The 26,408-nt window shown below is 66.6% G+C and carries 21 protein-coding genes; 7 read left to right on the top strand and 14 right to left on the bottom strand.

Going from position 1 to position 26,408, the window contains the following annotated elements; translation table 11 throughout:
• Positions 1-25: 25 nt before the first annotated feature.
• The 4 genes from ACQP1T_RS10740 to ACQP1T_RS10725 all read right to left on the bottom strand — a co-directional run bounded on the left by ACQP1T_RS10740 (position 26) and on the right by ACQP1T_RS10725 (position 5,172).
• The gene (locus ACQP1T_RS10740; protein ID WP_433759792.1) at positions 26-1,318 is read right to left on the bottom strand and encodes a lipase family protein; all 1,293 of its coding nucleotides are present in this window, start codon (positions 1,316-1,318) and stop codon (positions 26-28) included.
• Between the two features lie 305 nt (positions 1,319-1,623).
• Positions 1,624-2,625 (bottom strand): ketol-acid reductoisomerase, encoded by a 1,002-nt coding sequence (gene ilvC / locus ACQP1T_RS10735; protein ID WP_174555227.1) that lies wholly within the window; start codon positions 2,623-2,625, stop codon positions 1,624-1,626.
• A 118-nt stretch (positions 2,626-2,743) separates the two neighbouring features.
• Complete coding sequence (gene ilvN, locus ACQP1T_RS10730; RefSeq protein ID WP_040693551.1) at positions 2,744-3,247, bottom strand: acetolactate synthase small subunit; 504 nt, start codon at positions 3,245-3,247, stop codon at positions 2,744-2,746.
• A complete protein-coding gene (locus ACQP1T_RS10725) occupies positions 3,244-5,172 on the bottom strand; it encodes an acetolactate synthase large subunit (RefSeq protein ID WP_433759791.1) in 1,929 nt (642 codons plus the stop codon). Before ACQP1T_RS10725 ends, ilvN begins: the two co-directional genes overlap by 4 nt.
• 331 nt (positions 5,173-5,503) lie before the next feature.
• On the opposite strand from ACQP1T_RS10725, the gene ACQP1T_RS10720 reads away from it, so the two are divergent.
• The gene (locus ACQP1T_RS10720; protein WP_433759789.1) at positions 5,504-6,226 is read left to right on the top strand and encodes a PH domain-containing protein; all 723 of its coding nucleotides are present in this window, start codon (positions 5,504-5,506) and stop codon (positions 6,224-6,226) included.
• Between the two features lie 330 nt (positions 6,227-6,556).
• On the top strand, positions 6,557-8,398 hold the full coding sequence (ilvD, locus tag ACQP1T_RS10715) for a dihydroxy-acid dehydratase (RefSeq protein WP_433759788.1): 1,842 nt from the start codon (positions 6,557-6,559) through the stop codon (positions 8,396-8,398).
• A gap of 311 nt (positions 8,399-8,709) precedes the next feature.
• On the opposite strand, the gene ACQP1T_RS10710 is transcribed toward ilvD, so the two are convergent.
• Positions 8,710-9,600 (bottom strand): DoxX family protein, encoded by an 891-nt coding sequence (locus ACQP1T_RS10710; protein ID WP_433759787.1) that lies wholly within the window; start codon positions 9,598-9,600, stop codon positions 8,710-8,712.
• 111 nt (positions 9,601-9,711) lie between these two features.
• Between ACQP1T_RS10710 and ACQP1T_RS10705 the strand changes: the two genes are divergently transcribed.
• Complete coding sequence (locus ACQP1T_RS10705) at positions 9,712-10,818, top strand: PQQ-dependent sugar dehydrogenase (protein ID WP_433759786.1); 1,107 nt, start codon at positions 9,712-9,714, stop codon at positions 10,816-10,818.
• An 81-nt stretch (positions 10,819-10,899) separates the two neighbouring features.
• On the opposite strand, the gene gatB is transcribed toward ACQP1T_RS10705, so the two are convergent.
• The 6 genes from gatB to ACQP1T_RS10675 form a co-directional block, all read right to left on the bottom strand.
• Positions 10,900-12,405: an Asp-tRNA(Asn)/Glu-tRNA(Gln) amidotransferase subunit GatB gene (gene gatB, locus ACQP1T_RS10700; protein WP_433759785.1), complete on the bottom strand. Its 1,506-nt coding sequence runs from the start codon at positions 12,403-12,405 to the stop codon at positions 10,900-10,902.
• Between the two features lie 139 nt (positions 12,406-12,544).
• The gene (locus ACQP1T_RS10695) at positions 12,545-13,924 is read right to left on the bottom strand and encodes an alpha/beta hydrolase family protein (protein WP_433759784.1); all 1,380 of its coding nucleotides are present in this window, start codon (positions 13,922-13,924) and stop codon (positions 12,545-12,547) included.
• 134 nt (positions 13,925-14,058) lie between these two features.
• Complete coding sequence (locus ACQP1T_RS10690; protein ID WP_433759783.1) at positions 14,059-14,502, bottom strand: hypothetical protein; 444 nt, start codon at positions 14,500-14,502, stop codon at positions 14,059-14,061.
• A 64-nt stretch (positions 14,503-14,566) separates the two neighbouring features.
• On the bottom strand, positions 14,567-15,601 hold the full coding sequence (locus ACQP1T_RS10685; RefSeq protein ID WP_433759782.1) for an ATP-dependent 6-phosphofructokinase: 1,035 nt from the start codon (positions 15,599-15,601) through the stop codon (positions 14,567-14,569).
• Between the two features lie 71 nt (positions 15,602-15,672).
• A complete protein-coding gene (locus tag ACQP1T_RS10680) occupies positions 15,673-17,628 on the bottom strand; it encodes a protein kinase domain-containing protein (RefSeq protein WP_433759781.1) in 1,956 nt (651 codons plus the stop codon).
• A 140-nt stretch (positions 17,629-17,768) separates the two neighbouring features.
• Positions 17,769-18,650 (bottom strand): hypothetical protein, encoded by an 882-nt coding sequence (locus ACQP1T_RS10675; RefSeq protein WP_433759779.1) that lies wholly within the window; start codon positions 18,648-18,650, stop codon positions 17,769-17,771.
• A gap of 363 nt (positions 18,651-19,013) precedes the next feature.
• Here ACQP1T_RS10675 and ACQP1T_RS10670 point away from each other — a divergent pair, with 363 nt between their 5' ends.
• Positions 19,014-19,496, top strand: coding sequence for an adenosine-specific kinase (locus ACQP1T_RS10670; RefSeq protein ID WP_433759778.1), 483 nt, complete (start codon positions 19,014-19,016; stop codon positions 19,494-19,496).
• A 27-nt stretch (positions 19,497-19,523) separates the two neighbouring features.
• Here ACQP1T_RS10670 and ACQP1T_RS10665 read toward each other — a convergent pair whose 3' ends face one another.
• Positions 19,524-20,681: an NADH:flavin oxidoreductase gene (locus ACQP1T_RS10665; protein WP_433762133.1), complete on the bottom strand. Its 1,158-nt coding sequence runs from the start codon at positions 20,679-20,681 to the stop codon at positions 19,524-19,526.
• A complete protein-coding gene (locus ACQP1T_RS10660; RefSeq protein ID WP_433759777.1) occupies positions 20,681-21,256 on the bottom strand; it encodes a TetR/AcrR family transcriptional regulator in 576 nt (191 codons plus the stop codon). Before ACQP1T_RS10660 ends, ACQP1T_RS10665 begins: the two co-directional genes overlap by 1 nt.
• Positions 21,257-21,379: 123 nt before the next feature.
• Here ACQP1T_RS10660 and ACQP1T_RS10655 point away from each other — a divergent pair, with 123 nt between their 5' ends.
• Positions 21,380-21,757 carry a DUF488 domain-containing protein gene (locus ACQP1T_RS10655; protein WP_433759776.1) on the top strand — a complete coding sequence of 126 codons (378 nt, stop codon included), beginning with the start codon at positions 21,380-21,382 and terminating at the stop codon, positions 21,755-21,757.
• A gap of 12 nt (positions 21,758-21,769) precedes the next feature.
• Here the strand turns inward: ACQP1T_RS10655 and hrpB are convergent, their stop codons facing one another.
• Positions 21,770-24,187, bottom strand: coding sequence for an ATP-dependent helicase HrpB (hrpB, locus tag ACQP1T_RS10650; RefSeq protein WP_433759775.1), 2,418 nt, complete (start codon positions 24,185-24,187; stop codon positions 21,770-21,772).
• 291 nt (positions 24,188-24,478) lie between these two features.
• Between hrpB and ACQP1T_RS10645 the strand changes: the two genes are divergently transcribed.
• Together ACQP1T_RS10645 and ACQP1T_RS10640 are read left to right on the top strand one after the other, a co-directional pair.
• Complete coding sequence (locus ACQP1T_RS10645) at positions 24,479-25,633, top strand: FIST signal transduction protein (RefSeq protein WP_433759774.1); 1,155 nt, start codon at positions 24,479-24,481, stop codon at positions 25,631-25,633.
• Positions 25,630-26,391, top strand: coding sequence for a Mut7-C RNAse domain-containing protein (locus tag ACQP1T_RS10640; RefSeq protein ID WP_433759773.1), 762 nt, complete (start codon positions 25,630-25,632; stop codon positions 26,389-26,391). The genes ACQP1T_RS10645 and ACQP1T_RS10640 overlap by 4 nt, the downstream gene beginning before the upstream one ends.
• Positions 26,392-26,408: the final 17 nt, after the last annotated feature.

Below are 26,408 nucleotides of genomic sequence, written 5' to 3'. Positions count from 1 at the left end.
GCACCACGCACCGAAAATCACACTGCTACGGCAGCGCCGCGCAGTTGGACGGGGCGGGCATGCCCGCGAGCCGATCGGTCAACCACTGCTGCGAGGCCACCAGTGACGGGAAGAAGGCGATCACGTGGGTGCCGACCAGTCCAGAGGCTGGCGGAATTTCGGCGTTCGCTTCCAACTGAACGGGCACTCCGCTACCACACCAACCGGCGGCCATTTCGCGCACCGGCACAAATGGCGCTCCCTGGTCGTTCATGGCCGAGGCGGCAAGCACCGGAACGCCCGGGGCGCGCGTGCCGATGCGCTGCTCGGCGAATGCCGACCGCAACGCCGGGGACCGATCGATAACGGCGGTAAGTGGTTGTCCGCTGGTGGTCCACTCGGACGTGTTCAGATGCTCGTGGGCAAGACCGGTCGGGACCGCGCATTTGCCCAGGGATTCCTGCAGGATCGCCTTGCCGAGGTCATTTAGTTCGGCGTCGAGCACCGGACGAGTTTCCGGGTAGTCGGCGGCAATACCGTTGAGTATCCAGGCGATTGCCGGACCGAAATCGGGGCGTCCGTCGTTGTATCCGACGAAGTATTCGTCGTCCACCACCGGCCCACCGACATAGGCGCCGCGCACATTCAGATCGGGGGCGTAACTCGGTTGCAGTTCGGCCGCACCGGCTGAGGCCATACCGCCCTGCGAATACCCGTAGAGAATGACCGGCGTGCCCGGGTTGAGACCGGAGCCGGGCAACTGCAGGGCGGCGCGCGCGGAGTCCAGCACAGCGTAGCCTTGCGCCTTCCGGTTGAGATAGTCGTGCACGTCGGGCGTGCCGAGGCCGTGATAGTCGGTCACCACTACCGCAACACCGTGGTTGAGCAGCGAACGGATTGCGACCAGGTCGTATTCGAAGATTATGTCCAACGGAGACTCCGCCTGGACGATCTGTGACATCAACTTCGAGGGCGCGCATTGATCGCCCTGCCCCTTGGTGCCACCCGCGTACGCGATCAGCGGCCGCTCACCCGGGCCGGTCCACGGCACGCTCGGCTGCAGATACGTGCCCACCACCGCCGTAGGCGCATCGTGGGTATCGCTGCTGACGTACATGAGGCGCGTCGCCGCCGCCGGAATCATTCCGGGCTGCCCGGGCGCCGACATGGCCAGCTGCGCCGGCTCGGCGCGAACGATGGTGCCCCGCCCGCCCGGTAGCGATGGCGGCGGAAGGTAGAAATCACCGGCCTCGGCGACCGGTTGCTCCCCCGCCGGTTGCGTCCATGCATATGGCGCAGTGACCGTCCCGCCTCCGACCACGATGAGGGTTCCCGTCAAAGCTGCGGCCAATCCAAATATTCGGCTGCGCACGATTTGCGATCCTTCCTGCGATTTTGGGGGTACCCCATGGCATCTAGAATCGGATAGTGAGGGTATCTCCAGGAGTATCGGTTTTCTGGGAATCCCGACCAGAAACGCCGATCCGCGACGACCTCGAACCCCACAAAACACCTCAGGCGTAAGTTCGAGGCTCCTCGATTACTCCGCTGATATTGCTCAGCAACGCGGTCGCGGCAACCCGCTGAAACGACAGTGGCCCACCCCGACGTAATCGGGATGGGCCACTGTGTCGTTCGCGCGTATTACGCGGTTTCGGTGATCGGGCGGTCGACCCAGCTCATCAGGCCACGCAGCTTGGCGCCGGTGACCTCGATCGGGTGCTCGGCGTTGGCCTTGCGCAGGGCCTCGAGCTCCTTGTTGCCGCCCTCGACGTTGGCGACGAGGCGCTTGACGAAGCTGCCGTCCTGAATGTCGCGCAGGATGTCCTGCATGCGCTTCTTGGTGTCGGCGTCGATGACCCGCGGGCCCGACAGGTAGCCACCGAATTCGGCGGTATCGGAGACCGAGTAGTTCATCCGGGCGATGCCGCCCTCGTACATCAGGTCGACGATGAGCTTGAGCTCGTGCAGCACCTCGAAGTACGCCATCTCCGGCGCGTAGCCCGCCTCGACCATGACCTCGAAACCGGTCTTGACCAGCTCTTCGGTACCACCGCACAGCACGGCCTGCTCACCGAACAGGTCGGTCTCGGTCTCTTCCTTGAAGGTGGTCTTGATGACACCGGCGCGGGTGCCACCGATGCCCTTGGCGTAGGACAGCGCCAGCGCCTGGCCCTCACCCTTCGGGTCCTGCTCGACCGCGATCAGCGCCGGAACACCCTTGCCGTCGACGAACTGGCGACGCACCAGGTGGCCGGGGCCCTTCGGCGCGACCATGCCGATGGTCACGTTGGCCGGGGGCTTGATCAGGCCGAAGTGGATGTTGAGGCCGTGGCCGAAGAACAGCGCGTCGCCGTCCTTCAGGTTGGGCTCGATGTCGTTGGTGAAGATCGACGCCTGGGCGGTGTCGGGGGCGAGCACCATGATCACGTCGGCCCACGCGGAAACCTCCGCCGGGGTGCCGACGGTCAGGCCCGCCTCTTCGGCCTTCGGCCGCGACTTCGAACCCTCAGCGAGGCCGACGCGGACCTCGACGCCGGAGTCGCGCAGGCTCAGCGAGTGCGCGTGCCCCTGGCTGCCGTAGCCGATGACAGCGACCTTGCGGCCCTGGATGATCGACAGGTCGGCGTCGTCGTCGTAGAACATCTCGACTGCCACTGTAGGTTCCCTTCTTGTTCTTCTTGTCGAAAGTTGTTTAGTTTCAAGCGGTTCAGCCGGCCGGTCCGTTTTTCGGGCCGGCCCGAAAAACACAGTGCGGCGAGCGTCAGCGAGTCGCTGTGATCGACTTCGGACCGCGGCCGACGGCGACCACACCGGACTGCACGATCTCCCGGATGCCATACGGCTCGAGCATCCGCAGCAGCGCGTCGAGCTTGGATCGGGTTCCGGTCGCCTCGACGGTGAGCGCGTCCGGCGAGACGTCGATCACCTTCGCCCGGAAGAGCGTAACCGCCTCGATGACCTGGGTCCGCACGCTGGCGTCCGCACGCACCTTCACCAGGATCAGTTCGCGGGCGACCGAGGTGTCGGCGTCCTGCTCCACGATCTTGATGACGTTGACCAGCTTGTTGAGCTGCTTGGTGACCTGCTCGAGCGGCAGATCCTCGACCGTGACGACAATGGTCATGCGCGAGATCTCCGGGATCTCGGTGCCACCGACCGCCAGCGATTCGATATTGAAGCCGCGGCGGGAGAACAGCGCCGCGACCCGTGCCAGCACGCCCGGCTTGTCCTCGACCAGCACGCTGAGGGTGTGAGTCGTACTCACTGTTCGGTCCCCTTGCTCTTGTCGTGCGACATCGCCTCGTGGATGACGGCGGGCTCGGCGGCCTGCTCGTCCTCGTCGAACAGTGGGCGGATGCCGCGCGCGGCCATGATCTCGTCATTGCTGGTGCCCGCGGCGACCATCGGCCACACCTGGGCGTCCTTGCCGACGATGAAGTCGATCACCACGGGACGGTCGTTGATGGACTGTGCCTCGCGGATCGCGGCCTCCACGTCCTCCTCACGCTCGACCCGGATGCCATGGCAGCCGAGGGCTTCGGCGAGTTTGACGAAATCCGGAATGCGCAGGGTATGCGTGCCCAGATCGGTATTGGAGTAGCGCTCCTGGTAGAACAGGGTCTGCCACTGGCGGACCATGCCGAGGTTGCCGTTGTTGATCAGCGCGACCTTGATCGGCACGCCCTCGACGGCGCAGGTGGCCAACTCCTGGTTGGTCATCTGGAAGCAGCCGTCGCCGTCGACCGCCCACACCTCTTTGTCCGGCGCGCCCATCTTGGCGCCCATGGCCGCCGGAACGGCGTAGCCCATGGTGCCGAGACCACCGGAATTCAGCCAGGTGCGCGGCTTTTCGTACTTGATGAACTGCGCGGCCCACATCTGGTGCTGACCGACGCCCGCACAGTAGATGGCGTCGGGTCCGGCCAGGCGGCCGAGCGCATCGATGACGAATTCCGGCGACAGCGAGCCGTCGCTCGGCGTCGACCAGCCGAGCGGGTAGCTCTTGCGAATGCCGTCGAGGTACTGCCACCAGTCGGTGAGGTTCAGTTTCGGCGCGCCGGCGGGGTCGGCCTTCAGCGTTTCGATCAGTTCGACGATCACCTCGCGGCAGTCACCGACGATCGGGACATCGGCGTGCCGGTTCTTGCCGATCTCGGCCGGGTCGATATCGGCGTGGATGATTTTCGCGTCGGGCGCGAAGGAGTCCAGCTGACCGGTGACGCGGTCGTCGAAACGCGCGCCGAGGGTGATCAGCAGATCGGACTTCTGCAGTGCGGCGACGGCGCCCACGGTGCCGTGCATGCCCGGCATGCCCATGTTGAGCTGGTGGCTGTCCGGGAACGCACCGCGCGCCATCAGGGTGGTGACCACCGGGATGCCGGTCAGTTCGGCCAGCTCCAGCAGCTGGGGCGAGGCGTCGGCCTTGATCACGCCGCCGCCGACGTAGAGCACCGGCTGCTTGGACTCCAGGATCATCCGCGCGGCCTCGCGCACCTGCTTGCCGTGCGGTTTGGTCACCGGACGGTAGCCGGGCAGTCGCATCTCCGGCGGCCAACTGAAGGTGGTCTGCGCCTGCAGCACATCCTTCGGGATATCGACGAGCACCGCGCCCGGACGACCGGACGAGGCCAGATAGAAGGCCTCCGCGATGATGCGCGGGATGTCGATGCCCTCGGTGATGAGGAAGTTGTGCTTGGTGACCGGCATGGTGATGCCGGAGATATCGGCTTCCTGGAAGGCGTCGGTGCCGATCAGGCCGCGCCCGACCTGGCCGGTGATGGCGACGATCGGGACCGAGTCCATCTGCGCGTCGGCGATCGGGGTGACCAGATTGGTCGCGCCCGGACCCGAGGTGGCCATGCAGACGCCGACCTTGCCGGTGGCCTGCGCATATCCGGTGGCCGCGTGCCCGGCGCCCTGCTCGTGCCGGACGAGGACGTGACGGACCTTGGTGGAATCGAAAAGCGGGTCGTAGACCGGGAGAATCGCGCCGCCGGGAATGCCGAATACCGTGTCGACGCCGAGCTCCTCGAGGGAGCGGACGACGGACTGCGCGCCGGTGACCCGCTCGGGCGGGACCTGGCGGCGGTTCGCCGCGTTCGTCGGACCGCCAGCGGGCGCGGCCTGCTGATTCGCCGAAGGCGCCGGCCTGCGGGCCGATGGCCCGGGCCGTGCGGTTGGTGCACTCACCGTCTTCGTTCCTAACTGTCGTACTAGACCCCGGACAACTGTGCTTGCACGTGGTGCCTTGCGATGCGGCCACGTGCCAGGACTTTTGTCCCGAACACAAAAAAGCCCCCGACAGCGCATGGCTGTTCGAGGGTGGCGCGTCGCAACGCGAGCTGACGTATTCGACTCAGGTAGTCAGGCTCAACGCTGGACGCGCCGGCCGATTACGAGCAACTCGTTTCGATTCACGCGCATGACGGTATGTGTGCGCGAGTCGATCAGTCAAACAGGTCTCATTATGTGAGACCGAGCGGGTGCTCGAGTCCGTTCACCATGATGCGAGGATGGTGGTGTGTCATCACCGCATCAGTCCGTGCCACCGGCTAAATCGTCCCACACGCCCGCGGCGGGATCGGAGACGGGTAGTTCGCCGCAACCGTCCGAGCCGAAGCAGACGGTGCAGGTCATCCGCATTACACAGATGGCCCACCTCGGTGTGCTCGTACTGCTGTTCTGTGTCTTCTTCGCCTTCGTCGGCTGGCCGATCGGGCTGTGGTGGCTGCTGCTGCTCCCGGTCGCGGCGGCGGTGTGGATCGAACGCACCCGCACCACGGTCTCCGAGGACGGGCTGGATCTGCGCACGGTTTTCGGTTCGCGACACCTGGACTGGGCACAGGTCGCGGGGGTCAGCATTCCCAAGCGTGGCTTCGTGCGTGCACATCTCGGCGATGACACCGAGGTGAAGCTGCCCGCGGTGAGCTATGACCGGTTGCGTGATCTGATCCGCGCGTCGAACGGTCGGATTCCGGACCTGTTCGCGGCGGAGGCGGCGGCGCGCGAGGCCGAGTACGCGGCTCGCGAGGCCGAGACCGAGTCGGCCGATGCCGAGGATGGCAAGGCCGAGACAAAACCGGCCGACACCGACGGCAGCAAGGCCGAGCCGAAGACCGACACCGCGGCATCAGCGACCACGACCGACGGGCGGGCGGCCGGGGCCGAGACGGTCGACACCCGCCGGCGCGAAACCGAGACGGAGACACCTGCCCAGACCGAGACGCGCGACCCGCAGTCCTAGCGGTTTACCGGAGGCGGGGATAGCGACGGCCGCCGGTAAGCTCGCCGACGGATGCGCGATCTGGTGACCGCGTCGGACGGACAACCCCGCCCGCACGCACCAGACCTGTGGACACCGACGGTGCCGGAACCGACACGATGACACCGTCCGCGCCGACGACCACCCTCGCGGCGACACCATCCCGCACCACAGACCGATGGCGACCAGCGCGGTCGACCGCCCCGAAAAGCCCGCCCACGCGCGGGAGTAACGTGAGCGGTCGTTGAATTTGCTCGCCGAGCGAACTCCGCGCAGTCGCACATCAGCCCCCGCGACCTCCCGAGGATCCACATGCCACCGCTTCGTTCACGCACAACCACCATCGGCCGCAATGCCGCGGGCGCGCGCGCACTCTGGCGCGCGACCGGTATGACCGATACCGACTTCGGCAAGCCGATCGTCGCCATCGCGAACTCCTACACGCAGTTCGTACCGGGCCACGTGCATCTGAAGAATGTCGGTGAGATCGTCGCGGACGCAGTGCGCGCCGCGGGCGGTGTACCGCGGGAGTTCCACACCATCGCGGTCGACGACGGCATCGCGATGGGCCACGGCGGCATGCTCTACTCGCTGCCCTCGCGCGAAATCATTGCCGATTCAGTCGAATACATGGCGAACGCGCACACCGCCGACGCGCTGGTGTGCATCTCCAACTGCGACAAGATCACACCCGGAATGCTCAATGCCGCAATGCGCCTGAACATCCCGGCCGTCTTCGTTTCCGGCGGGCCGATGGAGGCAGGTAAGGCCGTGGTCGTCGGCGGTGTCGCACAGGCGCCGACCGATCTGATCACCGCGATCGCGGCCAGCGCCAATATGGATGTCAGCGAGGACGGCCTGTCCGAGGTCGAGCGCAGCGCCTGTCCGACCTGCGGCTCCTGCTCGGGCATGTTCACCGCGAATTCGATGAACTGCCTCACCGAAGCGCTCGGACTCGCATTGCCGGGCAACGGATCCACGCTGGCCACCCATGCCGCCCGCCATGCGCTTTTCGAGAGGGCGGGCACCGTGATCGTCGATATCGCGAATCGTTGGTACCGCGAGGACGATGCGTCGGTGCTGCCGCGGAATGTGGCCAATGCCAAGGCATTCCGCAATGCGATGGCACTCGACGTCGCCATGGGCGGTTCCACCAATACGGTGCTGCACACCCTGGCGGCCGCGCAAGAGGGTGAGATCGACTTCGATCTGTCGACCATCGAGGAGACCAGCCGCCGAGTGCCGACGCTGTCCAAGGTTTCGCCCAACTCGGACTACCACATGGAGGATGTGCACCGCGCCGGTGGCATTCCGGCCATCCTCGGCGAGCTGCGCCGGGCCGGACTGCTGGAGACCGACGTCACCACGGTGCACACCAAGAGCTTCGACGAATGGCTCGATACCTGGGATATCCGCTCCGGCAAGGCATCCGAGGAAGCCGTCGAACTGTTCCACGCCGCACCGGGCGGAGTGCGCACGACCGAGCCGTTCTCGACGAGCAACCGCTGGTCGTCTTTGGACACCGACGCCGCGGGCGGTTGCATCCGCGATCTCGAGCACGCCTACACCAAGGAGGGCGGGCTGGTCGTGCTGCGCGGCAATATCGCACCCGACGGTGCGGTGCTCAAGACCGCCGGTATCGATGAGGAACTGTTCACCTTCCAGGGCCCGGCCGTGGTGGTCGAGTCGCAGGAGGCGGCCGTTTCGGCGATCCTCGGCAAGCAGATCAAGCCGGGCGATGTCATCGTGGTCCGCTACGAGGGTCCCGCGGGCGGCCCCGGTATGCAGGAAATGTTGCACCCCACCGCATTCCTGAAGGGCGCGGGCCTCGGCAAGGAGTGCGCGCTGATCACCGACGGACGCTTCTCCGGCGGCACCTCCGGTCTCTCGATCGGCCACATGTCGCCGGAGGCGGCCAGTGGCGGCGCCATCGGTCTGATCGAGAACGGCGACCAGATCCGGATCGACGTCACCACCCGCACCCTCGAGGTGCTCGTCGACGACGCCGTGCTTGCCGAGCGTCGCGCGAAAATGGAAGCGTCCGAACGGCCTTGGCAGCCGGTCGACCGCGTGCGTCCGGTAACCACCGCGCTGCGCGCCTATGCCGCCCTGGCGACCTCCGCCGACAAGGGTGCCGTGCGTCACGTGCCGTAGTACCCGGAATTCGACGGCGTCCCTCGTGCTGGCATGAGGGACGCCATTCCATTCCACCCCAATAGGATTGCGGCCGAATGACTACGGGACCCAGTCGGCATTCGCCCGGACGCCACGCACTCGGCAGCGCTCTGCGCAGGGTGCCGAGGCTAGGACACGCGGCAGCGGTCCGATCGCGATGCTGCGGCCGTGCACCACTCGGCACATCGATACGCCAGTGGGGCAGCCGTGACACCCCTTGTGTCCCAACAACTTTGCCCGCAAACACGAACGGCGCCCTTCGATGCGAAGGGCGCCGGTTAGGGGCGGGTTTACTTGAAGGGGCCGATGCCGGTCAGCGGATTTCCGCCGTGCAGCCAGTACCAGGTGCCGATGGCGGCGGCTACGGCCAGGATGAGGACTACGAAGGACCCGTAAGCGGGGCGGGTGGCCCAGCCGCGGTTGCGATCGAAGGACAGGCGGCCGGGGCCGGTCAGGAGCAGGACCACGGCGGTGCCCGCGAGGATGGACTCCAGTTCCACACCGCTCTTGACCGAGGACTTGTACTGGAAGCCGGGGATCATGCCCTGCTTCCACAGCCACGCGTCGGTGATCACCGCGAGCACCGCACCCGCGGCGAGCGGTGTGGCCAGGCCGAGCACCAGCAGTCCGCCGCCGCCGACTTCACCGGCGATGACCAGGATGGTCGACAGGGTCGCGTGATCCCAACCACCCGCCGCCATCATGTCGCGGGTGCCGTCCAGCCCCGGTCCGTGGAACCAGCCGGTGAGCTTCTGCAGACCGTGGTAGATGAAGGTGCCGCCGACGACTAGACGCAGCACGAACAGTCCGAGATCGAGGGTGCCGCGGCGGGCGTCGCCATTGCGTCGGCGCAGCGGGCGGCTCGGCTCGCCGCCGGATGCGTTCGTGGCGGGCGGGATGCTGGCGTAGGCGTAGGCCGCGGATTCGTTCGCCCTGGTCTGTTCGCCGACCGAGGGGATCTCCGGATCGAGGCCGAGTTCCTCCTCGGTGCGCGGTACGTCCTTGGATAAATCGGGGCCGCTCGACCGGGTATCGGAGGACATTCTGGGCAGCACGCCGGTGGGCGAATCATAGGGACTGGTCACGCCACGACCGGTGGACGACACCGCCGACTCCTCATCCGTTGGCGTTGCCGCGCCCTCGGTTTTGGGCGCGGATGTGTCTTTGGGCTCTTCGGTCACGGTCGATACCCTATGCGGCCGCGAGCCCGCGTGGGCGGTCTCCACGCGACGGCGTGTCCGTTTATCGACCCGGAGCGGCACATCGGCCGCGGTTTCCGTAACGTCTGAACCATGAGTTTGGTTGTCGCGGGGCGTATCGCCCTGAGCTTGGCGCTCAGCACCGTCGCGCTGGTCGGCTGCGCTCGGTTCGACGATTCTGCCTCCAGCCCGTTCACACCCGAACCGACCTTCAACCCCGCCGAACCCAAATCGCCGCAGCAGAACCCCTCGCAGCGCCCGCGCCCGACCGGACCATGCATCGATCCGGACCCGAATGTGATCACGACCTGCCTGGATTCCACGGCGGGCATCATCTCGCTCGGCGAGGATGCGCTGGTCGCCGAGCGACGCACCGGACGCATCTACAAGACGGTCGCGGTGGATCCGAGCGATCCGCAGTCGCCGCCGATACTGGTCGGTCAGGTGGATGTGGACGGCTCCGGTGACGGCGGCATCTCCGATATCGCCCTCTCGCCGACCTACCGCGAGGACGGACTCATCTACGCCTACATCACCACCGGATCCGATAACCGGGTGGTGCGCATCGCGGAGAACGGCCCGCCGAAAGCCATCCTGACCGGAATTCCGAAGGGGTCGGTCGGCAATCACGGTGCGCTGGAATTCATTTCGCCGACCGAACTGCTGGTGCTGACCGGCGATGCGGGCAATCCCGGTCTGGCAAGTGCGCCCGCGTCGCTCGCGGGCAAGGTGTTGCGGATCAATTCACCGTCGCCGGGAGCCAATCCGGAGGTCGTGGTGTCGGGCCTCGGCACGGCGGGCGATCTGTGCGACGACGGTAAGGACAGCGTCTGGATCACCGACCGCACCCCGACCGAGGATCGTCTGCAGCGCCTGGGCCGGGACGGATCGATCACCACCGCGTGGACCTGGCCGGATCGTCCCGGCGTCGGCGGCTGCGCGGCCGGACCCGATGTGGTGGCGATCGCGATGTCGGGGGCGAAGGCGCTGGCGATCGCGAATCCGGATGCGAACACCCACGCGATCACCGCGGCGCCGACGTTCACCGTGCAGGACAAATACGGCAGGCTCGGCGGTGCGGCGGCCGGTGCGGACGGCACCATCTGGGCGACCACCGTCAACAATGACGACAATCACGGGCCGTTCGACGATCGGGTGATCAAGATCCCGCCGCCGTCACAGGGCACCGGGCCGGACTGACCGCGCCGATAAGAAAGTGGGCGGGTCCTTCTCGGGGACCCGCCCATTTCCGTTCGGTAGTCTGCTTCGCCGGTGCGGAACTCAGGCGCAGGCTTCGAGGACCAGCTCGCGCACCCGAGCCGCATCGGCTTGGCCGCGCGTCGCCTTCATGACGTCACCGACGATCTTGCCCGCCGCCTGCACCTTGCCCGAGCGGATCTTCTCGGCGATATCCGGATTGGCCTCGAGCGCCTTCTGCACCTCCGCCTGCAGCGCGCTCTCGTCGCTGACCATGCCGAGGCCCTTGGTCTCGACGATCTTCGCCGGATCACCCTCGCCCGCCAGCACGAAGTCGACGACCTGCTTGGCGACCTTGTTGTTGACCGTCTTCGATTCGACGAGCTTGATCACCTCCGCCACCTGGGCGGGCGTGATCGGCAGCTCCTCCAGGGAAACCTCGCGCTCCTTGGCCTTTTCGGTGAGGTAGGCAACCCACCACGAGCGCGCCTCGTTGACCGGGGCACCCGCATCGACGGTCGCGATGATCAGGTCCAGCGCGCCCGCGTTCACCAGGTCGCGCATGACCTCATCGGACAGACCCCAATCGGACTGGATGCGGGCGCGGCGCAGCCACGGGTACTCCGGGATGGTGCCGCGCAGTCGCTCAACCCAATCCTCAGCGGGCGCAACCGGTTCCAGATCCGGCTCGGGGAAGTAGCGGTAGTCCTCGGCGGTCTCCTTGCGGCGACCGGGCGAGGTGGTCCCGTCACTCTCGTGAAAGTGCCTGGTCTCCTGCACGATCGAACCGCCGTCGGCGAGAATGGCGGCTTGGCGGCGCATTTCGAAGCGGACCGCGACCTCGACGCTCTTGAGCGAGTTGACGTTCTTGGTCTCGGTGCGGGTGCCGAATTCCGTTGCGCCGATGGGCATCAGCGAAACGTTGGCATCGCAGCGCAGCGAACCCTGCTCCATTTTGACGTCGGAGACCTGGAGGGACTTCAGCACCTCACGCAGCGCGGTCACATAGGCGCGCGCTACCTCCGGCGCCCGCTCCCCCGCGCCGGTGATCGGCTTGGTGACGATCTCGATGAGCGGCACTCCGGCCCGGTTGTAGTCCAGCAGCGAGTGGCTCGCGCCGTGGATGCGGCCGGTGGAGCCACCGATGTGGGTGGACTTGCCGGTGTCCTCCTCCATATGGGCGCGCTCGATCTCGACGCGGAAGGTGCTGCCGTCGTCGAGTACCACGTCGAGGTGGCCGTTGGTGGCGATCGGCTCGTCGTACTGGCTGATCTGGTAGTTCTTCGGCTGGTCCGGGTAGAAGTAGTTCTTGCGCGCGAACCGGCCCCACGGGGTGATCGCGCAATTCAGGGCCAGCCCGATCCGGATCGCCGACTCCACGGCCTGTTCGTTGACCACCGGAAGCGAGCCCGGCAGACCGAGGCAGACCGGGCACACCTGGGTGTTCGGCTCCGCGCCGAATTCGGTCGGGCAACCGCAGAACATCTTGGTGGCGGTGTTCAGCTCGACGTGAACCTCCATACCGAGCACCGGCTCGAACCGGTCGATGACATCGGCATAGTCCATCAAGTCGACGGTGGGTGCACTCATGGCGATCAGTCTATTGACCCGCCCGCCGCCCCCGCCAAGCGGTCAGCTCCCGCCGAGGAGCTGTCGCATAGCCAGTGTCTCTCCCGCACAGGGTAGAGCCTGTGCGAGGTGCTCACTGGGTGTGCGGTAGCGGTTCGGGCTAGCGGGCGTGGGTGTGTTGGTTGAGCCAGGTGGTGGTGTAGGTGAGGACGTCGGGGGCGATGGTGGTTTCGATGGAGGTGTATTCGCCGGGGAGGCCGGAGTCGGCGGGTTGCATGAGGTGGTTGAGACCGGGGAAGACATGGACGGTTGCGTCCGGATCGGCGGACAGGCGGTCGCGCATCGGTTGTTCGTTCTGGTTGGCGAGGACCTGCATGTCCTTGGTGCCGAAGAAGGCGAGGACCGGGATGCGCAGGGCGGAGAGCGCGGGCGCCGGGTCGTAGGTGATGAAGGAAGCCATGTAGGTGGTGTTGTACGCGTCGAGGGTTTCCGCGGAGGCGCGCTGGTTCGGCGGGAGCGATTCGTTGTGGCGGTAGGCAAGGTCCTTGGCGGCGGCCATGTTGCCGGAGCGGATCAGGTTGGTCCATTCGGTGATATAGCTGACCTGATCATCGACTCGGGACTGCGGTGCGCCGCCCGCGCTGAGCAGTGCGCGGTTCTGTTCGATCAGTACCTCCCAACCCGGTACCGAGGGACCCGCCATCAGGACCGCGAAGGCGACGCCGCTGTCCGGGCGCGACGCCACCAGCGGTGCGAGATAACCGCCCTCGCTGTGGCCGAACAGTCCGACGCGGGCCGGGTCGATACCCGGGCGGGCCCGGAGGAAGCGCACGCCAGCGGCCGCATCCTCGGCGAGATCGTTGTAGGTGGCGTCGTCGAGTTTGCCGCTGGTGCCGCCGACACCGCGGTCGTCGGTGCGCAATACGGCATAGCCCGCGCGGGTGAAGGTGTCGGCCAGCAGCAGGAAAGGCTTGTGGCCCATCAGTTCTTCGTTGCGGTCCTGGGGGCCGCTGCCGGAGATCATCAGAATCGCCGGGAACGGGCCGTTGCCCTCGGGCCGGGTCAGCGTGCCCGCGATGGTGATATCGCCGTCGCGGTAGGTGACATCTTCGGAGCGGTACGGGTACGGCGGTTTCGGCTCCTGCGGATGCGCGGGCGGACCGATCTTGCCCGGCTCTAGCGTCAACGGCAGGCTCTGGCCCGCCTGCCGGAACTCACCGACGATCCGGTTGGCATCCTTGTCGAATTTGCCCTCGAACACGGGATCGCCCGGCGTGTTCGGAATCGCGAATGCCACCCGATCCGGTTCGGCGGAAACATCTTTCAGCTCCGCACCGTTCAGACCTTGTGACGGGATGTCGATGGTGGCGCTGCCGTTATCGGCGAAATTCACCCCCAACGCCAACGGCGCGCCGGGCACCTCGATGGACCCGTGCCAATCCCCGGTGAGCGACCGAGTCTCGCCCTTCTCCGACGAGCACCCCGCCACCAACGCAACGATCAGGACCAGAACCGAGACGAGCCATCGCCCAGTGCGCATGCCGCAACCCTACCGATCCGCATGGGCAGTTCGGACGAACTCGGCCACGCATCTACTTCCAGAAGCTCCAGTTGATCGCCGCTCGCCCAACACTCCCCCGGCCGACGCCCCCAGCGGTACGCCGGAACGGACGTTCACCCTCCGCGGGCGTACCGAACCGCAGCGGCGATCGCATTCATATCGAGTTCAAGTGTGGGGTCGTCCTCTTGCGCCTCTTGGAATTCCAGCATCGCGTCGGACACGCCGCCGCGCCGGGCGATGGCGAGCAGCTCACGGCGGACATAGGCGCCGATGGGGAGTTCGGCGGCGCGGGCGCGACGGCCGAACATGCCGAGCGCGTCGGCGGGCAGATCGTAGACCTGGATGAGGGTTACCGCGTCGGAGTCGAATTCGGGGGTCAGATCGCGGCCCTGGGATTCCAGGAATTCCACGATCGTGTCCACGGAAGTTCGCCTGCGCGCCATCGCGATCAGTTCCTGACGGACCTGAGCTTCGATCGATATGCCCGCGACACGAGCACGGCGGCGGAACACGGCGACAGCATCGGTGGGCAGGTCGGATACCTGGAGTTGAGCCACGACGACCAGACTAGCTGTGCGACAAGGAATTCGGCAGGTCTCGATTGTGCAACGACTGCCGGAATCAGCCGAAAAATGCCTCGGCTTCGCGGTAACGCTCGGTGGGCACCCGCTTGAGCTGCTTGGTGGCCTCGGACAACGGAACCAATTCGATGGAAGTGCCGTGCAGGGCGACCATTTGGCCGAATTGTCCGGCATGCACGGCCTCGGCGGCATGCAGACCGAATCGAGTGGCCAGCACCCGGTCGTACGGTGTCGGGCTGCCGCCGCGCTGGACGTGACCGAGCACGGTAGTACGGACCTCTTTGCCGATGCGGCGCTCGATCTCGGTGCCCAACTGCTGTGCGACACCGGTGAACCGTTCGTGGCCGAATTCGTCGATACCACCCTCGCGCAGCGCGAATCCCGAATCGGGGGCCGGATGCGCGCCTTCGGCGACCACGCAGATGAAGTGCTTGTCGCCGCGCTGGAAGCGGCGCTTGATCATCGAGCACACCTCGTCCACATCGAACGGCTCCTCGGGTACCAGCGTGAGGTGCGCACCCGCCGCCATGCCCGAGTTGATCGCGATCCAGCCCGCGTGGCGGCCCATCACCTCGACCAGCATGACGCGCTGATGCGATTCCGCGGTGGTGTGCAGCCGGTCGATGGCCTCCGAAGCGATGGACAACGCGGTGTCGTGGCCGAAAGTGACGTCGGTGCAGTCGATGTCGTTATCGATGGTCTTCGGGACCCCGACCACCGGGACGCCCTCGTCGGACAGCCAGCTCGCGGCGGTGAGCGTGCCCTCGCCGCCGATCGGGATCAGTGCCTCGATCCCGTTGTCGTCGAGGGTGCGTTTGATCTGGTCGAGTCCGGCACGCAGTTTGTCGGGATTGGTGCGTGCGGTACCGAGCATCGTGCCGCCCTTGGTGAGCAGGCGGTCGGTGCGATCGTCGTTCTGAATGGTGATTTTTCGGTCTTCGAGTAGGCCACGCCAACCATCCTGGAAGCCGATGATCGCGTCGCCGTAGCGTCCGTTCGCGGTGCGAACGACGGCACGGATGACCGCGTTCAGTCCTGGACAGTCGCCGCCTCCGGTCAAGACTCCGATGCGCATGGCGCATATCTTGCCCCGCTTCGAGCGATGACGCGGCCGCACCCCCGTGAACACCGGGTAACGGCTACGACTCAATACACATAGACGATGGCGTTTTCGCCGCCGCTACAGGTTGCGAATTGATCACCGGCCGTGCAATTCATCTTGTAATCCCGATTGTTGATCGGGCTGTGCGCCATGACCGATCGATCGGTAATCGTGCTGTCACCGCCAGCGGCGTAGGCCTTGCGTACCTCCTCGGCGAAGGCACAACTGGTGACGGTGGTGCCGATCGCGGACGAGGTGAATCGGCCGAGCGCCGGATACAACTGGGCGCATGGTTTCGCACCAGCGGGCAGATGTGCGGGCATCGTGGTCGTCGGTTGGCCGTCGCTTCCGTCACGTAGCTGCCAGCCGACGATGCCCCCGATCGCGAGCACCACAACCACCGCGCCGATCCAGACGATCCGCATCGATCGACGCGCAGGCGCAGGTGTCGGATCGGGTGGATACGGTGCGTCGGATTGCGGCATCGGCATACTGACGGTTCTCGACAGCGCCTCGGTGGTCGCATCATGCGGTGGAATATCGCGGCGCATCGGATCCGATGGATGCCGGGGCACGAGCGTCGGCTCCAGACCGGTGATCTGCTGCGGTCCACCCGCTGACCGCGGCTCACTCGCCTGTGGCGGACCGCTCCCGGACCGCAGCGCATTCTGCGACGGAGCGCCACCCGCTGACGGAGCACCACCGACCCGCTGCGGCGCGTTCGCCGACGTCGGACCGCCCACCTGCCATTGCCCGCCTGATTGCAGCGGACGGCCTGATTGCTGCGGCCCGCCTGCCGACCGCGTCCCAGCTGGCTGCCGCGAGCCGCTTGCCCGCGGCGGAGCAACTGCCTGGGGCCGGCCACCAGCTTGCTGCGGTCCACCAGACTGCTGCGATCCGCCCAACTGCTGCGATCCACCCGGCTGCTGCAGCCCACCAGACTGCTGCGGGCCCTCTGCCGACTGCGAAGGACCCGACTGCTGCGATCCACCTGACTGCTGCAGATCACCTGCTGACTGCGATCCACCCGACTGCTGGGGCCGGCTCGGTGGTTGGCGTGCGACCATGGACTCCGGCCCGAAGGTGGGGAAGATGATGGTTGCTGGGGCCGGCCCGGAGTGGTTGGAGATCTGGGTGGTGGGCAGGTCCGAGTTCGGGAGAGACGAGGTGCCCGAGACCGCGGCTCTGGCCGCCGATGCGAGGGCACCGGCCGTCGGATAGCGATCGGCGGGTTCCTTGGCCATGCCGCGGGAGATGACCTCGTCCAATGTGCCGGGCAGTTCGGCTCGTTTGGTGCTCGGGCGGGGCGGTGGTGTCGAGAGGTGGGCTCGGATGAGCGAACTCATGCCGTCGGCAGGGAAAGGCTGTGTGCCGGTGAGGCATTCGAACAGTACGCAGGCCAGGGAGTAGACGTCGGCGGTGCCGCCGATCGGGGCGGTGTCGAATCGTTCCGGTGCGATGTAGCTGTAGGAGCCGATGGCTTGCCCGGTCGCGGTGACGCTGGGGTCGCGCTCGGAGCGGGCGATGCCGAAGTCGGCGAGGTACGCGAAATCCGAAGGGGTGACCAGGATATTGGCGGGTTTGACGTCGCGATGCACCAAGCCCTCGGCATGCGCGGCATCCAACGCGGACGCGACCTGTTCGATAATGCCGACCGCACGGGTGGGGCTCAGCGGCCCCTTCTCGCGCAGCACCGAGCGCAGATCGCTGCCACGGACCAGCCGCATATCGATATAGAGCACACCGTCGATCTCGCCCCAGTCGTGAATCGGGATGACGTGCGGTTCGGCCAACCGTGCGGCGACCCGGGATTCGTGCCGAAAGCGCTGCTGGAACCGCGGATCGTCGGCCAGCGCCATGGGCAGTAGTTTGAGCGCGACGACCCGATCCTTGACCGTGTCGTACGCCTCGTAGACCTCCCCCATCCCGCCGCGGCCCAGCAATGTACGCAATTCGTAGGGTCCGAATCGCGTACCGGCCCGCGACTGCGTTTCGTCCACCCCGTTACCTCCACCTCGCCGAACCGCGCAACGGTCGTGGTCCTGCGATCTCACCCGTTGATTCGGGATTCTCGGGTGCCACCGTTACCCGGTCAAGTGTGCGCGCCCACGGTGCCCCGCGGGCGCTGACTCGACCAGGTTCAGGAACAGCTGCCGCCGGAGAGTTCGTCCAGGTGCTGCGAGATCATCGTGGCGAGCTTGTCCAGGATGCTGATCCCTTCGGTCAGGGCACCCGAATCGGGTTGGGTGGCAACGGCGACCGCGATCCGACCGCCCGGGCCCTCGATCAGGCCGAATTGGCGGACCAGATAGGAGCCGGAGGTGTCGGGCCCCCAACCGCCCTTGAATTCCGCGTTGCTGAGTTCGCCGAGCCCCCAGCGCTGGCTCGACGTGATCTGCTCCATCAGGTCGATCACATTCGAGCTCTGTTGCAGGCATGGCAACCGGGAGGCGAACCGAACCTGTTCGGTGAGCGCCCAATCCGCCTGTCCGAATGCCGAGGCATCGGAGCGGGTCTTGGCTGCGGGCACGGTGGTCTTGGTATCGCCGCCCTCGCGCAGCACGACCTCGACCGCCTTGGCCGCCTCCTGGCCGGTGCCGAGCGACTGCCAGAGCGTATCGGCCGCTACGTTGTCGGACTGGGTGATCGCCGCCGTCGCCGCATAGCTCGAGCTCGTCGAGCTCTTGCGCTGCGCAGCGATGACCAGCGGCACCTTCATCGTCGACCAGGCTGGTCCGGTGGTCCAGTCACCGAAGGTCACCATTTTCTCGCCGCCGACCGGCATGATCGCCATGCCGAGCTTGGCATGCACACTCAACTGCAGTTCCTGGAAACCGGCGGCCAATGTGCCGGGCACGGTGATGGATAGGTGCTGCTGGTCGGTGTGCGCGGCAGCCGCGGTGATGCTGGGCTCGGCGGAATTCTTGTCCGCGTCCGTGCCGCATCCGGCCACCATCAGGAGTCCCGCCAGCGCGGTACCGCCGACCGCTTTGCGCAGGCGCCGGGATAGCTCAAAATACATACTTCGACACATTCTCGTTTCGAACTCGCCCAGGTCTCGATGTCAACACGGCATCCCGACACCGTACTTGGCATTGACACCGACCGCCCACCTCAACCGCGCCGACGCCGCCGAACCCGAACAGCAACAATCGCTTACGGCGTGGTCAACCGGCATGTACGCCGTAATGCGCCCGATCGGCGCCGCTACTCGTGCCTGATCGCGCGCCGCCCTCATCCGCGAACTTCTTGTGATCATCGCCTCGCAACGTACGCGACAAATCCGGCACGGCCCACTTTTCCTGGTACCAGGGGTACGGCGCGTCTCGAACGGAAGGGCGTGTCGCCCCGGCGAACAGACTCGAGCGCGGCGCAGGATAGTTCGATGCAGCTGACTTCGGTACCCATCGATAAACCGGACGATCTCAACGTCATCATCGGACAGGCCCACTTCATCAAGGCGGTCGAGGACCTGCACGAGGCACTGGTCGGGATCAGTCCACATCTGCGTTTCGGGTTGGCATTCGCTGAGGCATCCGGACCGCGGCTGATCCGTACCTCCGGCAATGACGACGAGCTGACCGAACTCGCCACCAAGAATGCCGTGGCGGTCGGCGCAGGACATTCGTTCATTGTGTTCCTGCGTGAGGGTTATCCGGTCAATGTGCTCAATGCGATACGACAGGTTCCCGAGGTCTGCGGAATCTTCTGTGCCACAGCGAATCCGGTCGAAGTATTGATTGCCGAGACCGAATCGGGGCGCGGAATCATCGGGGTCGTCGACGGGGGTGCGCCACTCGGCGTAGAAGGCCCGAGTGACAAAGAAGCCCGCAGACAACTACTCCGCCAAATCGGTTACAAGCTGTAGTACCACCAATACATTCTCGGCTGATCGTCAGACGAGGGGGCAGTGGGTGCGGGTGTAGATGGTGGGCATGCATTCGTTGCAGTGGATGCAGGCCGAGCGCGTGCTTCGATCGGCTTGGATTCGGCGCAGGAGGTCTGGTTCGCGGAGCAGGGCGCGGCCCATGGCCACGAATTCGAAACCCTCGGACATTGCGGTGCGCATCGTGTCGAGGTCGGTTATGCCGCCTAATAGGATCAGTGGCATGGAAAGTTCGCTGCGGAACCGGCGGGCGTTTTCCAGGAGGTAGGCGTCGCGGTACGGGTATTCGCGGAGGAAGGCGCGGCCCATCAAGCGGAAGCCCCAGCGTGCTGGCGCGGGAAGGACTTTCGCGAATTCCTTGCGCGGGGCGGCGCCGTGGAACAGGTACATCGGGTTGAGCAGGGAGCTGCCCGCGGTGAGTTCCAAGGCGTCCAGTGCGCCGTCCGATTCCAGCCAGGCAGCCACCCGCAACGAGTCAGCGAGCGAAAGGCCGCCGCGCACACCGTCTTCCATATTCAGCTTGGCGGTTACCGCCAAGCGGTCGCCGACTGCCTCGCGCACGACCAGTGCGACCTCGCGGGCGAGTCGGGCGCGGTTGACCAGCGATCCGCCGTATCGATCCTTGCGCCGGTTCAGTAGCGGGCTCAGGAACGAACTCACCAAATAGTTGTGGCCGAAGTGGATTTCGACCGCATCGAAACCCGCCTGCTCGGCCAGACCCGCGGCGTTCGCGTAATCGGCTATGACCGTGGCGATTTCGGATATGTCCGGAACACGCATGGGACGCATACCGAGTGGGCTGAACATTCGACTCGGCGCCAGTGCGGGTGCGCGGTTCGATGCGGCATTGGCCACCGGGCCCGCATGGCCGATCTGGGCGCTGGCGGCGGCGCCTTCGGCGTGTACGGCGTCGGTGAGTTCGCGCAGTCCCGCAACGGCTTCCTGGCGCATCCAGATCTGGTGCCGGTCGGTGCGGCCACCGGGCGATATCGCGCAGTAGGCGACGGTGGTCATACCAACACCACCGGCGGCTATTTCGCGATGGAAGTCGATCAGATCATCGGTGACCAGCGCGTCCGGTGTTCGGCCTTCGAAGGTGGCGGCCTTGATCACCCTGTTGCGCAAGGTGATCGGGCCGAGCTTCGTCGGTGCGAATACTTCGTTCATCATTTCTCTCCTGCCGCGGTCAGTCCGGCGACAACGAAATCGCGCAGCGTGCGCACCGCCTCGTCCGACAGTTCACGCTCACCCGTGCCGAAACCACCGAATTGCACGATGATCAGGTCGAACGCCAATCCCCAGCGCCGTCGACTCTCGTGTTCGCTCAGCTCCGGCAGCAAGCCGATCCAGGCATCCATGCGGAACCAGTGTCGACGCCACATCGTCGGGTGCCGACCGAGTACGAATTGCGCCAACAGCCGCAGGTGCAGCCGCCCGACAGGGTCGGCCGCCAATCCGATGAACGGCTCGATCACCGCATCCACCAGCGCCGATACCGAACCGTGCGCGGCCGTCACCTCGGTCAACCTTTCCGCCCACAGTGACCCGAGCCGGTCCTCGAGCAGCGCCGCGACCAGCGCTTCCTTCGAGCCGAAGTGATAGTGCACCGCGGCCGGATTGGACCCGGCCGCCGCGCAGATCGCCCGCACCGAGACATCGTCGTACCGCTCGGTCAGCAAGAGTCGCTCGGCTGCCAGCAATAGCCGTTCACGCGTGCCCGCCGCGGCTGCCTGTTCCACCATGACCGAAGTCAATCACATTCCCATCATCGATTCAATCACTGATTGAATCAATGATGGAGGCCTAGCATAGGAGCTACCTCGAGAGCTCCACGCGAGGAGAAGTGGCCAGCTCAGGACGGGAGCATGATGAGCCAGCACGTCACCTACCGGAGAATCTATGAAGCGCCGATTCCGTCGGATGGCGCCCGTGTGCTCGTCGACCGGGTCTGGCCGCGCGGGATCCGCAAGGACGACGCGCACCTGGACGAGTGGATGCGCGATATCGCACCGTCGACCGACCTGCGCAAGTGGTACGGGCACCGGCCCGAGCGCTTCGCCGAATTCCGTCGTCGATATCTGGCCGAACTGCGCGATTCGCAGCACCGCGAGGCCGTCGCGCAGCTGCGCGAGATTGCCCGCGCACATCCGGTGACCTTATTGACCGCCACCCGCGACGTCGACCACAGTCAGGCCGCCGTTCTCGCGAACTGGATTGCGACAGAGTCGAATTCGACCGACTGACGGGGCGGGACGCTAACCGACGTTACGGGCGGTGCCGCGGTGCGCGGGCACGCTGGTCGGATCCTCCGGCCACGCGTGCTTGGGGTAGCGACCACGCAGGTCACTGCGGACCTGCGGCCAACCGGTGTGCCAGAACGACGCCAGATCAGCGGTGATCGCCACCGGGCGTCGAGCGGGCGAGAGCAGGTGCAGCACGATCGGGACTCGCCCATCGGCCAGCGACGGTGTCCGCGTCCAGCCGAAGACCTCCTGCACCTTGACCGCGAGCACCGGCGGGTCGGTCGAGTAGTCGAGACGGACGCGGCTGCCGGAGGGGACCAGCAGCCGCTCCGGCGCGAGTTCGTCCATGCGCGCGGCATCGGGCCACGGCAGCAGCCGACGCAACGCCTGTCCGGCGTCGATGCGTTCCAGGTCGGCGCGGCGCCGGGCGGTGGCGAGTTCGGGGCCCAGCCAGGCGTCGGCATCGGCAAGCAGTGATTCGTCATCGACCGGCGGCCAGGGTGCGCCGAGTGTGCGGTGCAGGAAATCGAGGCGCTGACGGAGGGCCTCCGCGTCGGAATCCCAGTGCAGCACAGCGAGTCCGGTCGAAGTGAGACCGCGTCGCACTGCCGCGCTGAGTAATTGGCGGTCCGGATCACGAATCTGCCGCTCCGACAGGACGATCGCGCCCAGTCGCTCGACGCGCTGGGCAACCACATCACCGTCTACCCAATCCACCTCGTCCACGATCTCCAATAGATTCGATGCCGCGCGGCGCGCGAGCTTTTCGTCGGCGACCGCGGCCGACCGGATCCGCCCGTCGGCACGCCCAGGATCGCGTGTCGCCACCGCGACCGCCAACCACTCCGCATCACTCAACCCGGAACCCGGGGGCAGCGTCACCGCCGTGCCTCCGGCCAGCAGATAGCTCGTCGAGCCAGCACTACGCCGCCGCGCCAGCCGCTCCGGATGTGCCAGTGCGACAACGAAAGCCGGATCATCGGCACCGTCCGTCGCGTCGACCAACCGAGACAGGCGCTCGACCTCCCGCCGCCAACGCGGCGGCCGCTCACGCCGCAGCGCGCGCAGACCGGCCACCAGGTCGACGCCGGGCACGAGGGTGTCATCGTCGAGGACCGCGACCACTTCCGCGGCCCACCGGGTGCCGACCTCGACGGCACCGTCCAGCAGCGCTCGCGCCAATCGCGGATGCAGGCCGACACGTGCCATGTGTCGTCCGCGCTCGGTCACCTCGCCTGATCCGGTCACGGCTCCCAACGCGCGCAACACATCTCGACCAGCAGCCAAGCCACCTTGCGGCGGCGCGTCCCACCACGCGAGGCCATGGCCATCGGGGGTGCCCCAACAGGCGAGTTCCAATGCCAGCCGGGTCAGATCCGCCGTGCGAATCTCCGGCTCCGGATAGGCGGGCAGCGTGCCGTTCTCGTACTCCGGCCAGCAGCGCCATACCTTTCCTGGAGCCTCCCGTCCCGCGCGCCCGGCCCGCTGTTCGGCCACTGCCGCCGAAACCCGCACTGTCGCAAGGCCGGACAGCCCGCGTCCACGATCGATGCGCGGCACTCGAGCCAGCCCCGAATCCACCACGGCGCGCACACCGGGCACCGTCAAACTGGATTCGGCCACCGCCGTGGACAACACCACGCGCCGCCGCGAACCGGGCCGCAACGCCAAGTCCTGTCCGGATGCGGAAAGCCTGCCGTGCAAAGGAACCAGATCCACGTCTACATCGGCCAGGAGATCTATGGTCCGGCGAATTTCAGCCGCTCCGGGCAGGAAGACCAATACGTCCCCGTCGATCCCGGCCAGCGCTGCCCGGGTGGCGCGGGCCACCTGCGCATCGCCGCGTTCCCTCGGCAACGGCGGGACATACGTCGTCTGCACTGGATAGGCCCGCGCCTGCACCTCCACCACCGGCGCATTTCCCAACAGCACCGAAAGGCGTTCGGCCGCAACCGTTGCCGACGTCGCGAGCACCCGCAGATCGGGCCGTAAACCGGCCCGCGCATCCAATAGCAACGCCAACAACAGATCCGCGTCGAGATGTCGCTCATGACATTCGTCGAGGACAACGACATCCACGCCCGCGAGCTCGGGATCGCCCTGCAACCTCCGCACCAGCAACCCGGAGGTGACGACCTCGATCCGGGTGCGGGCACTCACCCGCCGATCGCCCCGGACCGAATATCCGACCGTCTCCCCCACCGACTCACCCGACAACGCGGCCATCCGACCGGCCGCCGCACGCGCCGCCAACCGCCGCGGCTCGGCCACCACCACCCGCCCGACAGTCTCCAACGCCAACGGCACCAACGTCGTCTTCCCGGTTCCCGGGGGCGCGACCAATACGGCGGTGCCATGCTCGGTCAACGTCGCGACAATGCGATCGAGCGCACCGCGCACGGGCAGATCTGGAAGTTCAGGCAGTTTCATTGCCAACCAGTCTGCAGCCCCCGGCGCGGGGGCGGTGCCGCACTGCCATTCCGGTAACGCGACGGTGTCGGAAACACCGCTCACGCCCAGCCGAATCGGGCCGCCAGCCGAAGAACAGCCACAGCACAGTTGTGGCAATACATGACCGGCGTCCGAATGACCTCGGCACCCCTGGGCCGAGAGCTCGACCCGCAATGCCCACTCTGACGGTGACTTTTGCCGCAATTCCATCGAAATGCGTTGTGCGGCAACATTACCTGCGTCAACACAAGGGTTCGCTACGATGGAAAGGTGCGGATCGGAGTCGGTCTCTCCACCGCGCCGGGAGCGCGGCAGGCGGGCATGGAAGCCGCAGCGCACGCCCGCGATCAGATCGCGGGCGACACGCTGTCGCTTGCTGTGCTGCTGGCATCACGAGCCCATACCGACGATGCCGCGGACGTACTCGCCGCAGTTCACCAGACGGTCCGGGTGCCCGCGCTGGTCGGATGTGTGGCGCAGGCGATCGTCGCGGGCCGCCGCGAGATCGAGGACGAGCCCGCGGTGGTGGTATGGCTGGCATCCGGATTACCCGCCGCCGAGACCTTCCGGCTGGACTTCGTCCGCACGGCGACCGGAGGACTGCTCGCGGGCTACCGCTTCGACCCGGCCGCACGCGACTTCCATCTGCTGCTGCCGGACCCGTTCTCGTTCCCCGCCGACATCCTGCTCGAGCACCTGAACACGGATCTGCCCGGTATCACCGTGATGGGCGGGCTGGTGAGCGGCGCGCGGGGGCCGGGCGGCTGCAGGCTGTTCCACGACCGCGATGTGCTGACCTCCGGCGCCGTCGGCGTGCGGCTTCCCGGAATGCACGGTGTCCCCATCGTGTCGCAGGGCTGCCGACCGATCGGCTATCCGTATATCGTGACCGGCGCGCGTGGCGCGCTGATCACCGAATTGGGCGGCCGACCGCCGATCCAGCGGTTGCGCGAGATCGTCGAGATGCTGCCACCCGACCAGCAGGAACTGGTGACACACGGGTTGCAGATCGGCATCGTTGTCGACGAGCATCTGGCCGTACCCGGACAGGGCGATTTCCTGATCCGCGGCCTCCTCGGTGCCGACCCGGCGAGCGGCGCGATCGAGATCGGCGAGCTCGTCGAGGTCGGCACGACCGTACAGTTCCAGGTCCGCGACGCGGTCGGGGCCGACGAAGATCTGCGCGCTGCCCTCGTCCGAGCGGGTTCGGACCTGCCGGGGCGCCCGGCGGGGGCGTTGCTGTTCACATGCAACGGACGGGGTCGCCGGATGTTCGGGGTCGCGAACCACGATGCCGCCGCGATCGAGGACCTGCTCGACGGCATACCGCTGGCGGGCATCTTCGCCGCGGGCGAGATCGGTCCCATCGCTGGTCGCAATGCGTTGCACGGATTCACGGCATCGATGGCGGTATTCGTCGAATGAGCGTCGACCTGCGGGTCTACGCCGAGCTGAACGATTTCCTCCGGCCCGACGAGCGGTACACGGTGCTGCGCCGACCGTTCCGTGCGCACCAGACCGTCAAGGACGTCATCGAGGCGGCCGGTATCCCGCACACCGAGGTCGACCTGGTGCTGGTCAACGGCGAAACGGTGACCTTCGGTCAGCACCCGCGCGGCGGCGATCGGATCACCGCCTATCCGGTATTCGAGACCCTGGACATCGGCCGGGTTACCAGGGTGCGCCCACACCCACTGCGCGAGCCGCGCTTCGTCGCCGACGTCAATCTCGGCGGCCTCGCCAAGCTGATGCGGCTGATGGGCCTGGACGTGCACTGTCGGTGGGACGCCGACGACGCGGCACTCGCCGAGCTATCGGCGGCCGAGCACCGGATACTGCTGACCCGCGATCGTGGACTACTGAAGCGGCGCAATGTAACTCACGGCGTGTACATCCGGTCGGACCGGCCGGTCGATCAGATCGTCGAGGTGATCCGACGGCTGGACCTCATCGAGCGCTTGGCGCCGTTCACCCGCTGCCTGCGCTGCGGTGGCGCGGTCGTCGCGGTGGCCAAAGCCGAGGTCGAAGATCGGCTGCAACCGCTCACCCGACGCCATTACGACACGTTTCGGCGATGCCGCGACTGCGGGCGGATCTACTGGCAGGGTTCGCACCAGGTCCGACTCAGCGCCACGGTGGAGACGATCCGCACCCGCCTCGATCAATCCCTTCTTGCTCAGTAGACCTACCGAAATCAGTC

The sequence above is a fragment of the Nocardia sp. CA-135398 genome (assembly GCF_050955845.1).
GTDB lineage: Bacteria > Actinomycetota > Actinomycetes > Mycobacteriales > Mycobacteriaceae > Nocardia.
This window is presented reverse-complemented; position numbering and strand designations above follow the sequence as displayed.

Excerpts from the sequence above, each read along its gene's own strand:
- gatB (WP_433759785.1), bottom strand. The coding sequence starts at position 12,405 with ATGAGTGCACCCACCGTCGACTTGATGGACTATGCCGATGTCATCGAC.
- ilvD (WP_433759788.1), top strand. The coding sequence starts at position 6,557 with ATGCCACCGCTTCGTTCACGCACAACCACCATCGGCCGCAATGCCGCG.
- ACQP1T_RS10675 (WP_433759779.1), bottom strand. The coding sequence starts at position 18,650 with ATGTATTTTGAGCTATCCCGGCGCCTGCGCAAAGCGGTCGGCGGTACC.
- hrpB (WP_433759775.1), bottom strand. The coding sequence starts at position 24,187 with ATGAAACTGCCTGAACTTCCAGATCTGCCCGTGCGCGGTGCGCTCGAT.
- ACQP1T_RS10660 (WP_433759777.1), bottom strand. The coding sequence starts at position 21,256 with ATGGTGGAACAGGCAGCCGCGGCGGGCACGCGTGAACGGCTATTGCTG.
- ACQP1T_RS10655 (WP_433759776.1), top strand. The coding sequence starts at position 21,380 with ATGATGAGCCAGCACGTCACCTACCGGAGAATCTATGAAGCGCCGATT.
- ilvC (WP_174555227.1), bottom strand. The coding sequence starts at position 2,625 with ATGTTCTACGACGACGACGCCGACCTGTCGATCATCCAGGGCCGCAAG.
- ACQP1T_RS10670 (WP_433759778.1), top strand. The coding sequence starts at position 19,014 with ATGCAGCTGACTTCGGTACCCATCGATAAACCGGACGATCTCAACGTC.
- ACQP1T_RS10665 (WP_433762133.1), bottom strand. The coding sequence starts at position 20,681 with ATGAACGAAGTATTCGCACCGACGAAGCTCGGCCCGATCACCTTGCGC.
- ACQP1T_RS10705 (WP_433759786.1), top strand. The coding sequence starts at position 9,712 with ATGAGTTTGGTTGTCGCGGGGCGTATCGCCCTGAGCTTGGCGCTCAGC.
- ACQP1T_RS10695 (WP_433759784.1), bottom strand. The coding sequence starts at position 13,924 with ATGCGCACTGGGCGATGGCTCGTCTCGGTTCTGGTCCTGATCGTTGCG.
- ACQP1T_RS10685 (WP_433759782.1), bottom strand. The coding sequence starts at position 15,601 with ATGCGCATCGGAGTCTTGACCGGAGGCGGCGACTGTCCAGGACTGAAC.
- ACQP1T_RS10640 (WP_433759773.1), top strand. The coding sequence starts at position 25,630 with ATGAGCGTCGACCTGCGGGTCTACGCCGAGCTGAACGATTTCCTCCGG.